Genomic DNA, 14374 nt, shown 5'->3' with positions numbered 1-14374 from the left:
GTCGTGGCGTTGTCGCGGATCGGCGGTTGCGCTCAGCTCATGGTGGCGAGCGCAAGCTTCACCGAGAAACCGATGAACAGGCCGCCCACGCTGCTCGCCGCACCCGCCGCGAGCTTGCGGCGGCGGCGGAAATGCTCGGCAAGCCGTGCGCCCGCGAAGATCAGCGTGCTCAGGTACAGGAAGCTCGCGCATTGCGCGATCGCCCCGAGCACGACGAACGACAGCGCGGGATGCGGGAATGCCGGGTCGACGAACTGGATGAAGAACGAGATGAAGAACAGGATCGCCTTCGGATTCAGGAGGCTCACGATCAGCGCCTTGCGGAACGGCGTGTCGAAGGACTGCTCGCCGCCGACCGCGCGCGGCGCATCGGCCGGCTCATCGGCGCGGGCGCGCAGCTTCCGCCACGCGCCGCGCAGCATCCCGGCACCGATGTACAGCAGATACGCGGCACCGCCGTACTTGACGACGGAGAACAGCAGGGGGTTCGCCTTGAGCAGCGACGCGACGCCCGCGGCGGACAGCACCATCAGCACCGTGTCGCCGACGAACACACCGCAGGCCGCGCGATAGCCGGCCTTCACGCCACGCTGCGCCGCGAGCGACAGCACGTACATCGAGTTCGGCCCCGGCAGCAGGATGATGAAGATCACGCCGAACACGTAGGTCCAGATATCCGTGATGCCGAGTGCGTGGCCGAACATGATGCGAATCTCCCGTTCTTCGGTTGCTTCGGTTGCGTCAGGCGGAGCGCTGCTTCGCCGCGTCCATCAGGGCGGTGAAACGGTCGAACAGATACGCGATGTCGTGCGGGCCGGGCGACGCTTCCGGGTGACCCTGGAAGCAGAATGCCGGCTTGTCGGTCAGCTCGAAGCCCTGCAGCGTGCCGTCGAACAGCGACACGTGCGTTACGCGCGCGTTGGCCGGCAGCGAATCCGCATCGACCGCGAAGCCGTGGTTCTGCGACGTGATCACCACGCGGCCATCGCCGAGATCCTTCACCGGGTGGTTCGCGCCATGGTGGCCCGTCTTCATCTTCAGCGTCTTCGCGCCGACCGCGAGGCCCATGATCTGGTGGCCGAGGCAGATGCCGAAGGTCGGCACGCCGCGCTCGATGAATTCGCGGGCTGCCGCGATCGCGTAGTCGCACGGTTCCGGGTCGCCCGGGCCGTTCGACAGGAAGATGCCGTCCGGATTCAGCGCCAGCGCGTCGGCCGCGCTCGCCTCGGCCGGCAGCACCGTCACGTGGCAACCGCGCTCCGCGAGCATGCGCAGGATGTTGTACTTGACGCCGAAGTCGTACGCGACGACGCGGTACTTCGGCGCTTGCTGCATGCCGTAACCGCTGCCGAGGCGCCATTCGGTCTGCTTCCACTCGAACGGCTTCGTGGTCGACACGACCTTAGCGAGATCCATGCCGGCGAGGCCCGGGAACGAGCGCGCGAGTTCGATCGCCTTCGCCTCGTCATTCGAGCCGGCCAGGATGCAGCCGTTCTGCGCGCCCTTGTCGCGCAGGATACGGGTCAGCTTGCGGGTATCGATGCCGGCGATCGCGACGACGCCTTCGTCGCGCAGGTAGTCGCCGAGCGTGCGCTCCATGCGGAAGTTCGATGCGAGCGTCGGCAGATCACGGATGATCAGGCCGGCGGCATGGACTTTCGTGGCTTCGACGTCTTCGGCGTTGACGCCGACGTTGCCGATATGCGGGTAGGTGAGCGTGACGATCTGACGCGCGTAGCTCGGATCAGTCAGGATTTCCTGATAGCCGGTAATCGCGGTGTTGAACACGACTTCACCGATCGTGTGGCCTTCGGCCCCGATCGAATAACCACGAAAGACCGTGCCGTCGGCGAGTGCAAGCAAGGCGGGAGAAAAAGACGGCAACACGGGAGGCTCCTTGGGGAACACCCTGCTGCCGACCTGTTTACCCTGCCGCGCGAGCGCCGCGCTGCGTAGGCGCGCGGAGTCGCTAGCTGGACGCGACCTGCGATGTCGGCGCGCGAACCCGGCGCGTGGCGCACGAGGCTTCGCGGCATCGCCCGACAGGCGGCGTGCGGCGGATGAACGGGATAAGTGAGGTAGGCGCTAGGGTGCGAGGTTGATCAGCACAAACTTTCAAATTATAGCCCGAAAATGGCCTAATCTTCAATCGACATGGCCGTCCGATCATGCGTGTGGCGCGCACAATGCCGCGGCATCGCGCACGACGCGCGTTGCTGCGGCCCCGTTTCCGCAGCCGCGCTACCCGTCAGCGTACCGCCGGATCAACGCGCTTGCCAGCGCTGCGCGCGGGCCATGCGTACCAGACCGCGCTCGCAAGCTGCAGCGCGAGCAGCACGCTCCATGCGGTGACGTGCGCGGCAGCCGGATAACGGCCGTCGATCGCCGGCCAGTGCGACAGCACCGCGCCGATACCGATCTGGAACGCAAAGATCAGCACGAAGATCACGAGCGTCAGCGTCGTATTCGCGCGGCCGATCAGATGGGCCGGAAAGTGGCGGACCAATACCGCATAGGTCAGGATCCCGACGCCGCCGAACATCCCGTAGGCCGCCCACAGCACGCCCGGCGGCAGCGAAACGCGCGCGACGATCGCAACCTGCGTGGCAACGAACAACGCCATGCCGACGCCGCAAAACGCCTGGACCGACACCCCACGGCGCTCGAGCACGCGCGCCGCCGCGCCGAAACCGACACAACCGGCCATCATCGCGAAGCCGAGCACCGACACGAGCCGCGCGGCGTGCTGTGCGTCGAACCCGGCGACGTCGCGCAGGTACGGGCCGACCCATAGCGACTGCATCGCATAGAACACGCCCTGCGTGACGATCGAGAACGACGAGATCTTCCAGAACGCGCCGCTGCCGAGGATGTACCACGTGCCCTTGAACTGGCTGACGAGTCCGCCCTGATGGCGCGGCTGCTCGGCCTCCGGCGCGCCGAAGCCGATCGCGGCCGCGACGGCGATCGTCAGCACCGCGAGGCCGCCGCAGATTATGCGCCAGCTCGTCACGCCGAGCAGCCACGTGAGCGGCGAGCCGACCGCGACGCCACCCAGGCCGCCAACGGCCATCACGAGGCCGTTGACGAGCGGCAGCCGGCCAACCGGGAAATGCTGCGCGAGCGCCTTGAATGCCGCACCGAGACACACCGATACGCCGACGCCGATGAGCAATCGGCCCGCCATCATCGTGCCGAGGTCGTGTGCGACGCCGAACACGGCGGCGCCGGTGGCCGCGAACAGCAGCATGCCGGCCGTCACGCGGCGCGGGCCGAAATGGTCGAGCAGCACGCCCGCCGGAATCTGCGCGCCGGCAAAGCCGAGGAAATACAGACTGGTAAGCAGCCCGAGATCGGCGGCCGAAAGCCCGAGCTCGTGCGTGACGAATGGCGCGAAGCCGAGATTGACGCCGCGGAACACATACGACACGAAATATCCGAGCGCAAACAGCGCGAGCACCCTCACCTGCACCGACGACATCGCTCCTCCTCGTGATCCGGGACCCGCGAAGCAATAGCCTCGCTGCCGCGCACAAACGAAAACGCCGTCACCTCGGTGACGGCGTTCCATCGCGTTTCATCGGATGATAGCGCAAGCGCGCGGTCCTGCCGGCGCGCCTCGCGGCGGTCGCGACCGCGTTACTTCTTCTTGCCCTTGTGCGCAGCAGCCTTCGGCGCGGCCTTGGCCGGTGCCGCCTTCGCGGGGGCCGACTTCGTCGCACGGGCGGCCGGCTTCGCGGCACCGTGCTTCGTGCCGCGCGACTTGCCGCCCACGGACAGGCTCGCGCGCTCGATATGCGCACCGGCGGCCGACGTCGCGATCCGCTCCGGACCCGGCTCTGCCGGCACCGCGCGGCCAACCGGCACGTGCAGCACGAGCGCCTGGCCCGGCATCGCGAGATCGCGATGCGTGCGGTTCCATGCCTTCAGCTGACCGACCGACACGCCGTAGCGGCCGGCGATCGCCGCCATCGACTGCTTGCGGCGCACGCGAATCAGCATCTTGCGCGTGTCGGGCACGTCGGGCTCCATCGCGAGCACGCCGTTTTCCGCGACGTCCGCGCTGATGTCCTCGTCGTCGTCATCGCCGCGCGGCACGACGATCGTCGAGCCCGGCTTCAGGCGCATGCCGGCCGGAATCTTGTTGACCGACATCAGCGTATCGGCGTCGACGCCGATCTTCTCGGCGATCGCAGCCGGGCGCGCGCGCTCGCTGACCGTATAGGTCGTCCACGTCGACAACTGGCCGCTGTACGCCTTCAGGTTCTTCTCGAACGCTGCCGCGTTGTCGAACGGCAGCAGGATCTGCGGCTCGGTCGCGCCGAGGATGACCGGCTTCGAGAACGACGGGTTCAGCGAACGGAACTCGTCGAGCGACAGGTTTGCGAGCTTCGCGGCCACCGCCACGTCGATGTCGCGCGACGTCGTGACCGTCACGAAATACGGGTGGTTCGGGATATCCGGCAGCGTCAGGCCGAACTGCTGAGGATTCGCGATGATGTTCTTCACCGCCTGCAGTTTCGGCACGTAGTTGCGCGTTTCGTTCGGCATCCGCAGGCTCTGGTAGTCGGTCGGCAGGCCGGCCGCCTGGTTGCGCGCGATCGCACGCTGCACGTTGCCCTCGCCCCAGTTGTAAGCGGCCAGCGCCAGATACCAGTCGCCGAACATGTCATGCAGGCGCGACAAGTAATCGAGCGCGGCGCTCGTCGACGCGAGCACGTCGCGACGCTCGTCCTGCCACATGTTGCGCTTCAGGTTGTACGTGCGGCCCGTGCCGGGCATGAACTGCCACATGCCGGCCGCCTTCGCGACCGACAGCGCCTGCGGGTTGAACGCGGATTCGATGAACGGCAGCAGCGCGAGCTCGGTCGGCATATGGCGCGCTTCGAGCTCCTCGACGATGTGATACAGGTACTTCTGCGAGCGCTCGGTCATGCGCTGCACGTAATCGGGGCGTTGCGTGTACCAGGTCGTCTGCATGTCGACGAGGTCGCTCTGCAGGTCGGGCATCTGGAAACCGCGACGGATGCGGCCCCAGAGATCGGAGTCGGCACTGGTCAGATCGCCGACGGATTGTTTGTCGACGTCGACGGTTTCTTTGGCGGTGGCTGATTTACGGAGGTAGTTGGACGCCGCCTGCGAATCGGCGGCGTTGTTGGCGACAGGTGGCTGGCTCGCACAAGCGGCGAGCAGCAGGACCACCATCGCACTCAATATAAGTCGCATGAAAATCTCGGCTTCCGACGGCTGGAAATTGCTGGCGATACTACGGAAGTGCGTGCTTCACGTCAATAAAAACACCGAAAACTCAGCCAAATCCTACATTTGGAGCAATTTTTACAGACTCCGCTTGAGCTTTGGAATCCTCCGGAAATCGTCATCGGAACCGGTTTTTCCACTCGCGCATCAATGTGAATGCCGTCAGGCGATCCGGCACCGTTTCGTGCAGCTCGGCCGCGAGCGTCGCGTGGATGGCCGCGCTGTCCGCCCGCATGAACGGGTTAACGGCGCGTTCGTGCGCGATCGTAGTGGGCAGTGTCGGCACGCCGCGCGCGCGCAGCGCCTGCGCGTCGTCGCGCCAGGCGGCGAGCGCCGCATTGCCCGGTTCGCACGCGAGCGCGAAGCGGATGTTGGACAGCGTGTATTCGTGTGCGCAATGCACGCGGGTGTCGCCGGGCAGCGCCGCGAGCGCGTCGAGCGACGCGAGCATCTGCGCGGGCGTGCCTTCGAACAGGCGGCCGCAGCCGCACGAGAACAGCGTATCGCCGCAGAACACGTGCGGCACGGCGGCGCCCTGCCCGGCCGCCTGGAAATAGGCGATGTGGCCACGTGTATGCCCCGGCACGTCGAGCACGTCGAACGCGAGCGCCGGTGCGTCCAGCATCACGCGATCGCCGCCCGCGAGCGGCCGCGTGACCACGCCGATGGCCTCGGCCGCCGGGCCGAAGACGTCGAGCGGCGCATCGTCCGGTTGGCCATCGCGCAGCGCGGCGACACCGCCGACATGGTCGGCGTGATGGTGCGTGAGTAAAATAGCGGTCAACCGCCAGCCGCGTTCGGCAAGAACACGGCGTACGGGTGCGGCTTCACCCGGATCGACGGCGATCGCATCGCGGCCGTCCGAGACGAGCCAGATATAGTTGTCTTCGAATGCCGGAACCGGCACGTATTCCAGCTCGTTCATGGGCGCGCAATCATCGTTATGTCCGATCGTCAAATTATAGACTGGCCCGCCTGGACCGACTCGCCGCCCGGCCGCTACGTGCTGGGCTGGGAGCAGGCACAGCTCGACCGGATCGTGTCCGACGTGTTCGGATTTCATGCGCTGCAGCTCGGCCTGCCTCAGCTCGATGCGCTGCGCGAGAACCGCATGCCGTATCGCGGCCTCGTGCTCGACCCGGCGAGCGGGGCGAGCGCGCCCTACCAGTATCCGTGGGCGCGCGACGCGCACGCGCCCGACCATGCGCCGGCCGGTCGCAGCACGACGTGGTGCGACCTGCTCGACCTGCCGTTCGAGTCGCAGAGCGTCGACCTGATCGTGATGCCGCACACGCTCGAATTCACGTCCGACCCGCACCGCCTGCTGCGCGAAGCCGAGCGCGTGCTGATGCCGGAAGGCCAGCTCGTGATCACCGGCTTCAATTCGCTGAGCCTGTGGGGCATGCGGCAATCGTTCGGGCGCATGGCGAACCGTCCGTTCATACCGGCCGCGCGCGACCAGATCGCGTTCATCCGGCTCAAGGACTGGATCAAGCTGCTCGGCTTCGATCTCGAGCGCGGCCGCTTCGGCTGCTACCGGCCGCCGCTCGTCACCGACCAGTGGCTTGCCCGCTACGGCTTCATGGAAGCCGCCGGCGACCGCTGGTGGCCGATCTTCGGCGCAATCTACATGGTCACGGCCGTCAAGCGCGTGCGCGGCATGCGCCTCGTCGGCCCGATCAAGATGAAGAAGCCCGTGCTCGCGCCGGGCCTCACGCCGGCGGCCACCCCGACCACCCATCAAGAACATTCATGACCACCGACACCATCGACATCTATACCGACGGCGCCTGCAAGGGCAATCCCGGCCCCGGCGGCTGGGGCGCACTGTTGCGCTACGGCGACCGCGAAAAGGAGCTGTTCGGCGGCGAGCCCGACACGACCAACAACCGCATGGAGCTGATGGGCGTGATCGCCGCGCTCGAAGCGCTGAAGCGGCCGTGCCACGTGATCGTCCATACCGACTCGCAATACGTGCAGAAAGGCATCAGCGAGTGGATCCACGGCTGGAAAAAGAAGGGCTGGGTCACCGCGGCGAAGACGCCGGTGAAGAACGCCGACCTGTGGAAGCGGCTCGACGCGCTCGTTGTACAGCACGAGGTCGAGTGGCGCTGGGTGAAGGGCCACGCGGGCCATCCCGAAAACGAACGCGCGGACGCGCTCGCCAATCGCGGCGTCGAATCGCTCGTGGCCTGAACGCAGGCCGCCCTACCGTCTTTCCCGATTTATCCGACATGCGCCAGATCATTCTCGATACCGAAACCACCGGCCTGAATCCCCGCTCGGGCGACCGCCTGATCGAAATCGGCTGCGTCGAGCTGCTGAACCGGCGGCTCACCGGCAACAACCTGCACATCTACGTGAACCCCGAGCGCGACAGCGATCCGGGCGCACTGGCCGTGCACGGCCTCACGACCGAATTCCTGAGCGACAAGCCGAAATTCGCGGAAGTCGTCGACCAGATCCGCGACTTCGTGAAGGACGCCGAGCTGATCATCCACAACGCGCCGTTCGATCTGGCATTCCTCGATGCCGAATTCGCGCGGCTCGGCCTGCCGCCGTTCATCGAGCATTGCGGCGGCGTGATCGACACGCTCGTGCAGGCCAAGCAGATGTTCCCCGGCAAGCGCAACTCGCTCGACGCGCTGTGCGACCGGTTCGGCATCAGCAACGCGCATCGAACGCTGCACGGCGCGCTGCTCGACTCGGAACTGCTCGCCGAGGTCTATCTCGCGATGACGCGCGGCCAGGACAGCCTCGTGATCGACATGCTCGACGACGCCGGCGCCCACGGCGGTGCGGCGAACGGGCAGCGCGTGTCGCTCGCGTCCCTCGACCTGCCGGTGCTCGCGGCGAGCGACGACGAACTGGCCGCCCACCAAACGCAGCTCGACGAGCTCGACAAGTCGGTCAAGGGCACCTGCGTGTGGCGCAAGTGCGCAGACGTGGACGCCGCCGAAGCCGCCTGACGCGTCGCCTGCCGAAGAGCGCTGCAGCCGTGCTCACGCGCGCGGCTGCAGCGCGATGACGGCCATCCCGCCGAGTGCGAGCACCGCGCCCGCCACATCCCAGCGCGACAGCGCGATGCCGTCGACCACCCGCAGCCAGATCAGCGCCACGGCGATGTACACGCCGCCGTACGCCGCATACGTGCGCCCGGCCGCGCTCGGATGCAGCGTCAGCAGCCACGCGAACAATGCCAGCGACAGCGCGGCCGGCACCAGCAGCCACACGGGCCGGCCGCCCTTCAGCACGAGCCATGGCAGATAGCAGCCGACGATTTCGGCCAGTGCAGTAACGGCGAACAGCGCCGCAATCCTGATCAGTTCGGTCATCCGGTTCCTCGCAGATTCGCCCACCGCGCGGCGGGCCGCGCGACCCCGCCGCGCGCCGCCGATCATACCGGAGCCGCCCCGCCGGAACCGCCGCCAGACGGGAGCCCGGGGCAATTTGCACGATCGTCTGCCATCGTGCTATCATGTCGCCTGTTTCAACACTCAATCTCTGTCTATTCGGTTTCGAAAGAAGTCCGTCCGCACGTTGCGGGCCGGTGCTTCGACCGAAATTGCATCCACAGGAAAGCCCGCCCGACAGGCCCGCTTTTCTCGTTTCGCTGCCCCTCCGGGGCGCTTGCCGGAACGCTGGACTCCGTCCGCACCGGCATCTGCCGCTCGCATCACGCGGCCCATTCTTCATGAGCGCACCGTCGCGACGGCCCGTCCGGCCCGCGTCGAAGCAGTCCCTTGCGGCCCCTTACCGCCTCACGTGCAGTAAGCGCTTAAATGGCCTGCCCCGACGCGCAGCACCCGACATCGCGCTCGCCGGCAAACCGTGTCGGACGGCCATCCGTTCCGGCGCAGTCAAAGGAGTGCATGACCTTGACCGCAACACACGTCAGCCCGACCGCTGCTTCTTCCTCCACGTCGTCCGGCGCGGCCCCGCTCGCCGCGGACGACATTACCGTCGTCGACCAGAGCCTGCTCAAGCGCGCCGTCAGCGCGATGGCCATCGGCAATGCGATGGAATGGTTCGACTTCGGCGTCTACAGCTACATCGCCGTCACGCTCGGCAAGGTGTTCTTCCCGTCCAGCAGCCCGTCCGCTCAGCTGCTCGCGACCTTCGGCACGTTCGCCGCCGCCTTCCTCGTGCGCCCGCTCGGCGGCATGGTGTTCGGCCCGCTCGGCGATCGCATCGGCCGCCAGCGCGTGCTCGCCGCCACCATGATCATGATGGCCGTCGGCACCTTCGCGATCGGCCTGATCCCCAGCTACGCGTCGATCGGCATCATGGCTCCCGTGCTGCTGCTCGTCGCCCGCCTCGTGCAGGGCTTCTCCACCGGCGGCGAATACGGCGGTGCCGCCACCTTCATCGCCGAGTTCTCCACCGACAAGCGCCGCGGCTTCATGGGCAGCTTCCTCGAGTTCGGCACGCTGATCGGCTACGTGATGGGCGCCGGCGTCGTCGCGCTGCTCACCGCGTCGCTGTCGCAGGAAGCGCTGCTGTCGTGGGGATGGCGCGTGCCGTTCCTGATCGCGGGCCCGCTCGGCCTGATCGGCCTGTACATCCGGATGAAGCTCGCGGAAACACCCGCGTTCAAGCGCCAGGCCGAAGAGCGTGAAGCGCAGGACAAGGCCGTGCCGAAGGCGCGCTTCCGCGAAACGCTGATGCGCAACTGGCGCGCGCTGCTGCTCTGCGTCGGTCTCGTGCTGATCTTCAACGTGACCGATTACATGGTGCTGTCGTATCTGCCGAGCTTCATGTCGTCGACGCTGCACTTCGACGAGTCGCACAGCCTCGTGCTGGTGCTGATCGTGATGGTCCTGATGATGCCGCTGACGCTCGCCGCCGGCCGCCTGTCGGACCGGATCGGCCGCAAGCCCGTGATGCTCGCCGGCTGCGTCGGCCTGCTCGCGCTGTCGATTCCGTCGATGATGCTGATCCATGCGGGCACCACCGCGTCGGTGTTCGGCGGCCTGCTGATCCTCGGCGTGCTGCTGTCGTGCTTCACCGGCGTGATGCCGTCCGCACTGCCGGCGCTGTTTCCGACCGAGATCCGCTACGGCGCGCTCGCGATCGGCTTCAACGTGTCGGTGTCGCTGTTCGGCGGCACGACGCCGCTCGTCACCGCGTGGCTCGTCGACGTGACGCACAACCTGATGATGCCCGCGTACTACATGATGGGCGCTGCCGTGATCGGCATCGTGTCGGTCGTCGCGCTCGCGGAAACCGCGCGCCAGCCGCTCAAGGGCTCGCCGCCGGCCGTCGCGACGCGCCGCGAAGCGCACCAGCTGGTGCGCCAGATGCGCGAGGACGACGACGCGGAGATTTACGGCGTCGCGTCGACGGCACGCGCCTGAGCATCGCCCAATAAAAAGCCCCGGCAAAAGCCGGGGCCTGATCGGATCCGATACGCCCGACCGGCTTGCGCCGGTCGGGCTTTTTTTCATCTGTCGCATGGACGCGCGATCATGCGTGCGCTTCGCAGTCGCGGCAGAAAATCAGCGCCCGCGAGCGCGACACGGCAGCCTGCGCACCGCGCGCCGCGACGATCAGGCCGACCTGGCCGAGATTGAAATCGCGCTCGACCATCAGCTGCGTCAACGCGGCAAGCGGCAACACGACGGACGGGTGGTACAGACTCGATTCGATCAGCGCTCTCATCATCGGCTCCATCAAGCAATGCATATTCGATGGAGTGGATTCTAGGGACCGGCCGCAACCGGATAAACAGCGCGAATGCGAAGTCACTTGTCAGCGTCGGAGAACAATCGGCCGAGCCCGCCGCAGACGTGGCCAAGGCGGTCGCGCGGACGGTGGCAGACAGCCCGGGAACCCAATGCGGAACTTGCGCGACGGGTGTTTCGGGCACCGGCGCACCCGCGAGGCCCGTGGCGGGCGGGTCTATCCGTGCCGAATGCCCGCGCGAGTGCCGCCGGGACCGTATGCCGATTGCGTCGCCCGGCGCCCCCCTGTGCTCCCCCGCCTTCGTGCCGGCGCGACAGCCGCCGCCTCAGTCGAGTGGCGTCTCGGCGAACGCCGGCAGCGCTTCCGCCCGCGCCGAGTGCGCGGCGAGCGCCGGATATCGGGCCGGATCGATCCGCGCGAGCGCCGGGTAGTCGGCGGTCATGAACTGCGTGAAGCGCCACGCGACGGCGATGGTCACGTCGGACTGCAGCAGCCGCGCGCCGCCGAGCCAGCCATTCGCTGCCGCGACGAGCGGCTCGAGCTCGCCGTACGCGGCCTCGATCTGGCCCAGCACACGCTCGAGCCATGGCGCGTGCTGCTTTTCGGCCGGCCTCAGCGCGTGCTCGTACACCACCTGCACCGTCTTCTCCGCCGCTGCCAGCGCGAATCCGACCGGCACGAGCGTGCGCAATCGCGCGTCGGCGGCGTCGGGCAGCAGGCGCCGCTCGGGCGCGACGCAATGATCGAGATAATCGACGATCAGCGACGAGTCGATCAGCGTCGTACCGTCGTCGGTCACGAGCGTCGGCGCCTTCACGACCGGGTTGAATGTCTGGAACTGGTCGAACTGACGGAACACCGAGATCGACTCGTGTTCGAACGGCAGGTCGAGCAGCTTCGCCGAAATGGCGGCACGGCGCACGAACGGGGAATCCAGCATGCCGATCAGCTTCATCGCAAACGCTCCAGTCGAGGGATTCAGACCGACGAATGTAGCAGTGCCGCGTGTCGCCGCCTAGCGCTTGATGCACGTCGCCCGGTCACGTTTCCGACACCCGCTGCGCGGCCGGAGTGACCATAATGCAGATTCACGCCCCTTCCGCCCCAAGGTTCGCCATGTGGTATGCCGTCGTCGAGCAGCAGCGGGAATGGATGCGCGCCTGGCGCGCGGCGACGTGCCATGCGTTCGACGTGTGGCCCGCGGCGACGCTGGCGCACGCCGCATCGTCGTGCTACGACGACCTGTTCGAACCGCTGCTCGGGCCCGCCGTCGCGCCGCCGCGATTCGAGATCGGGCGCCCGGCGATCGACGAGCGGATCGTCGCGTGCACGCCGTTCTGCCAGTTGCGACGCTTCGCGCGCGACGACGCGCGGCGCACGGTGCTGCTGTGCGCGCCGCTCGCCGGACATGCGGCCGTGATGATGCGCGAGACCGTCGAGGCGCTGCTCGCGGACGGTGACGTCTGCGTGACCGACTGGGTCAACGCGCGCGACGTCCCGCTCGCGGCGGGCCGCTTCGGGCTCGACGAATACGTGGCGACGCTCGACGGCTTCGTCGACGCGCTCGCTCGCGACGAACGGCCGCTGCACGTCGTCGCCGTATGCCAGGCCACCGTTCCCGCGCTCGCCGCACTCGCGCTGCGCGCCGCGCGCGGCCTCGCACCGCCGGCGAGCGTCACGCTGATCGGCGGGCCGCTCGACGCGCGGGTCAATCCGAGCGCGCTCGGCACCACCGCCGCGTCCCGGTCGCTCGCGTGGTGCCGCCGCCATCTGATCGACGTCGTGCCGCCCGGTTTCCCCGGCTGTGGCCGGCACGTGTTCCCGACCTATCTTCAGCAAGGCGAGATCGCGCTGCTGTATCCGCAACGCTTTCTGATGCTGATCGAGGACTACGCGCGCGCCGCGTCGCATTTCGACCTGGCGGCGCTGGCCGACGCGCGGCGTGCGCTGCGCGAATACACGGCCCTGCTCGACATGCCGGCCGAATACTTCCTCGATACCGTCGATATCGTGTTCCAGCGAATGTGCCTCCCGAACGGCACGTGGAACGTCGGCGGGCAGCACGTCGAGCCGGCCGCGCTGCGCGGCGTCGTGCTGGTGACGGTCGAAGGCGCTTGCGACGCCGTTACGGGCGCCGGCCAGACGCATGCAGCGCTCGCCATGTGTCGCGGACTCAAGGCGGGCGAGCGCCAGCGCGTCGATATCGACGACTGCGATCATTACGGGCTGTTCACCGGCGCGCGCTGGCGCGACGAAGTCCATCCCGCACTGCAGCGCGCATTCGCGCAGGCCGAAGCCGGCCGCCCGGGATCGCGCCGGCGGCGAATCAGACGGGCGTGATGTCGTCGTCCGGCGCGCGGGCCGCGTCGAGGAGCGCACGCACCTCGTCGTCCCCGGTCTGATCGAAACGCGCGTAGAACTGGCTGATCCCGAAGAACGACAGCGGCTGCAACACCGTCACGAACGCGTCGGCGAGATCGTCGAACGCGTGCCGCGCGCCGTTCGGGGCGACCGGTGCGGCGGCCACGATGCGCGCGGGATGGCGCTCGCGCAGCGCCTGCAACGCGACCCGCATCGACGCGCCGGTCGCGACGCCGTCGTCGACGACGATCGCGATGCGGCCGTCGACCGGCAGCGGCGGCCGGGCGCCGCGATACAGCGCTTCGCGGCGCTGCAATTCGGCCGTCTCGCGCGCGATCACGTCGGCCAGTTGCGCATCGGTCACGCCCATCGCGCGGATCGCCGAATGCTGCAGATGAATCGCGCCGCCGGTCGCAATCGCGCCGATCGCGAATTCCGGATCGGACGGCATGCCCAGCTTGCGCACCACCAGCACGTCGAGCGGCGCGCGCAGCGCCTGCGCGACCGGGAAGGCGACCGGCACGCCGCCACGCGGCAGCGCGAGCACGACGACGTCGCGACGCCCCGCGTAGTCATGCAGCGCGTGCGCAAGCCGGCGACCCGCGTCGGCGCGATCGGCAAAACGCTCGGTCACGATCGGCTCCCTGCCGTTGCGCCGAATGCGCGACACGCGCACCGGCATCATGTTCAACGAGCATGGTTCATCGGGCGCGCCGATGCAAGCAGGGTCATACCGGTACGCGGCACCGGGATGGCAGCGGGAATGGATAGGTGGCGCTTGCCCTGCGCGGGCCGCCGTCAGACGCTCAGAGACCGCCGGCCTGCCGGTACAACCGCCAGAACGACTGCGCATACGACTGCGCGAGCTCCGGTGCGCGCTGGAACACGTTCACCGTTTACGCGGCACCGGGATGGCAGCGGGGAATGGATAGGTGGCGCTTGCGCTGCGCGGGCCGCCGTCAGACGCTCAGAGACCGCCGGCCTGCCGGTACAGCCGCCAGAACGACTGCGCATACGACTGCGCGAGCTCCGGTGCGCGCTGGAACACGTTCACCGTTTCGGCGTGCGC

Annotated in this window: 14 protein-coding genes and 1 pseudogene; 5 read left to right on the top strand and 10 right to left on the bottom strand. The window is 67.9% G+C overall.

The annotated features are described in order from the left end of the window. Positions 1–32: 32 nt before the first annotated feature. The 5 genes from leuE to gloB all read right to left on the bottom strand — a co-directional run bounded on the left by leuE (position 33) and on the right by gloB (position 6184). Entirely contained in the window at positions 33–704 is a 672-nt protein-coding gene (gene leuE / locus HW466_RS07455; RefSeq protein WP_059546049.1) for a leucine efflux protein LeuE, read from the bottom strand. A 37-nt stretch (positions 705–741) separates the two neighbouring features. Further along, positions 742–1887, bottom strand: coding sequence for a glutamine-hydrolyzing carbamoyl-phosphate synthase small subunit (carA, locus tag HW466_RS07450; protein ID WP_059506081.1), 1146 nt, complete (start codon positions 1885–1887; stop codon positions 742–744). A 361-nt stretch (positions 1888–2248) separates the two neighbouring features. Further along, a complete protein-coding gene (locus tag HW466_RS07445) occupies positions 2249–3481 on the bottom strand; it encodes an MFS transporter (protein WP_151005465.1) in 1233 nt (410 codons plus the stop codon). A 158-nt stretch (positions 3482–3639) separates the two neighbouring features. After that, complete coding sequence (locus HW466_RS07440; protein WP_059506077.1) at positions 3640–5226, bottom strand: transglycosylase SLT domain-containing protein; 1587 nt, start codon at positions 5224–5226, stop codon at positions 3640–3642. 151 nt (positions 5227–5377) lie between these two features. Then, a complete protein-coding gene (gene gloB, locus HW466_RS07435; RefSeq protein ID WP_059506075.1) occupies positions 5378–6184 on the bottom strand; it encodes a hydroxyacylglutathione hydrolase in 807 nt (268 codons plus the stop codon). Positions 6185–6202: 18 nt separating this feature from the next. Between gloB and HW466_RS07430 the strand changes: the two genes are divergently transcribed. Genes HW466_RS07430 through dnaQ form a run of 3 tightly spaced genes read left to right on the top strand, consistent with a single transcriptional unit; the run spans position 6203 to position 8228 of the window. After that, positions 6203–7015, top strand: a complete 813-nt coding sequence (locus HW466_RS07430; RefSeq protein ID WP_059449367.1) for a class I SAM-dependent methyltransferase — start codon at positions 6203–6205, stop codon at positions 7013–7015. Further along, positions 7012–7455, top strand: a complete 444-nt coding sequence (rnhA, locus tag HW466_RS07425; protein ID WP_059449368.1) for a ribonuclease HI — start codon at positions 7012–7014, stop codon at positions 7453–7455. The genes HW466_RS07430 and rnhA overlap by 4 nt, the downstream gene beginning before the upstream one ends. Before the next feature lie 38 nt (positions 7456–7493). Then, positions 7494–8228 carry a DNA polymerase III subunit epsilon gene (gene dnaQ, locus HW466_RS07420; protein WP_151005377.1) on the top strand — a complete coding sequence of 245 codons (735 nt, stop codon included), beginning with the start codon at positions 7494–7496 and terminating at the stop codon, positions 8226–8228. 33 nt (positions 8229–8261) lie between these two features. On the opposite strand, the gene HW466_RS07415 is transcribed toward dnaQ, so the two are convergent. Continuing rightward, positions 8262–8594 (bottom strand): YnfA family protein, encoded by a 333-nt coding sequence (locus HW466_RS07415; RefSeq protein ID WP_059449370.1) that lies wholly within the window; start codon positions 8592–8594, stop codon positions 8262–8264. Between the two features lie 537 nt (positions 8595–9131). On the opposite strand from HW466_RS07415, the gene proP reads away from it, so the two are divergent. Continuing rightward, the gene (proP, locus tag HW466_RS07410; RefSeq protein WP_151005379.1) at positions 9132–10616 is read left to right on the top strand and encodes a glycine betaine/L-proline transporter ProP; all 1485 of its coding nucleotides are present in this window, start codon (positions 9132–9134) and stop codon (positions 10614–10616) included. A gap of 109 nt (positions 10617–10725) precedes the next feature. On the opposite strand, the gene HW466_RS07405 is transcribed toward proP, so the two are convergent. Together HW466_RS07405 and HW466_RS07400 are read right to left on the bottom strand one after the other, a co-directional pair. Continuing rightward, positions 10726–10923 carry a hypothetical protein gene (locus HW466_RS07405; protein ID WP_040144915.1) on the bottom strand — a complete coding sequence of 66 codons (198 nt, stop codon included), beginning with the start codon at positions 10921–10923 and terminating at the stop codon, positions 10726–10728. A 346-nt stretch (positions 10924–11269) separates the two neighbouring features. Next, positions 11270–11899 (bottom strand): glutathione S-transferase, encoded by a 630-nt coding sequence (locus tag HW466_RS07400; protein WP_151005381.1) that lies wholly within the window; start codon positions 11897–11899, stop codon positions 11270–11272. Positions 11900–12060: 161 nt separating this feature from the next. On the opposite strand from HW466_RS07400, the gene phaZ reads away from it, so the two are divergent. Further along, positions 12061–13284 (top strand): polyhydroxyalkanoate depolymerase, encoded by a 1224-nt coding sequence (gene phaZ, locus HW466_RS07395; RefSeq protein ID WP_174905870.1) that lies wholly within the window; start codon positions 12061–12063, stop codon positions 13282–13284. On the opposite strand, the gene HW466_RS07390 is transcribed toward phaZ, so the two are convergent. Both HW466_RS07390 and HW466_RS32260 read right to left on the bottom strand, forming a co-directional pair. Next, entirely contained in the window at positions 13271–13939 is a 669-nt protein-coding gene (locus HW466_RS07390) for a phosphoribosyltransferase (protein ID WP_059449457.1), read from the bottom strand. The genes phaZ and HW466_RS07390 overlap by 14 nt on opposite strands. Positions 13940–14272: 333 nt before the next feature. Then, positions 14273–14374, bottom strand: a pseudogene (locus HW466_RS32260) (phospholipase D-like domain-containing protein); the annotation flags it as partial.

The sequence above is a fragment of the Burkholderia territorii genome (assembly GCF_902833055.1).
Classification (GTDB): Bacteria; Pseudomonadota; Gammaproteobacteria; order Burkholderiales; family Burkholderiaceae; genus Burkholderia; species Burkholderia territorii.
The sequence above is the reverse complement of the archived record's forward strand: the minus strand, read 5'-3'. Positions and strand labels throughout refer to the sequence as shown.

What these genes read in the sequence shown, in the direction of transcription:
- leuE (WP_059546049.1), bottom strand. Translation starts at nt 704, where the DNA reads ATGTTCGGCCACGCACTCGGCATCACGGATATCTGGACCTACGTGTTC.
- dnaQ (WP_151005377.1), top strand. Translation starts at nt 7,494, where the DNA reads ATGCGCCAGATCATTCTCGATACCGAAACCACCGGCCTGAATCCCCGC.
- HW466_RS07400 (WP_151005381.1), bottom strand. Translation starts at nt 11,899, where the DNA reads ATGAAGCTGATCGGCATGCTGGATTCCCCGTTCGTGCGCCGTGCCGCC.
- HW466_RS07440 (WP_059506077.1), bottom strand. Translation starts at nt 5,226, where the DNA reads ATGCGACTTATATTGAGTGCGATGGTGGTCCTGCTGCTCGCCGCTTGT.
- proP (WP_151005379.1), top strand. Translation starts at nt 9,132, where the DNA reads ATGACCTTGACCGCAACACACGTCAGCCCGACCGCTGCTTCTTCCTCC.
- HW466_RS07445 (WP_151005465.1), bottom strand. Translation starts at nt 3,481, where the DNA reads ATGTCGTCGGTGCAGGTGAGGGTGCTCGCGCTGTTTGCGCTCGGATAT.
- rnhA (WP_059449368.1), top strand. Translation starts at nt 7,012, where the DNA reads ATGACCACCGACACCATCGACATCTATACCGACGGCGCCTGCAAGGGC.
- HW466_RS07415 (WP_059449370.1), bottom strand. Translation starts at nt 8,594, where the DNA reads ATGACCGAACTGATCAGGATTGCGGCGCTGTTCGCCGTTACTGCACTG.
- phaZ (WP_174905870.1), top strand. Translation starts at nt 12,061, where the DNA reads ATGTGGTATGCCGTCGTCGAGCAGCAGCGGGAATGGATGCGCGCCTGG.
- HW466_RS07430 (WP_059449367.1), top strand. Translation starts at nt 6,203, where the DNA reads ATGTCCGATCGTCAAATTATAGACTGGCCCGCCTGGACCGACTCGCCG.
- gloB (WP_059506075.1), bottom strand. Translation starts at nt 6,184, where the DNA reads ATGAACGAGCTGGAATACGTGCCGGTTCCGGCATTCGAAGACAACTAT.
- HW466_RS07405 (WP_040144915.1), bottom strand. Translation starts at nt 10,923, where the DNA reads ATGATGAGAGCGCTGATCGAATCGAGTCTGTACCACCCGTCCGTCGTG.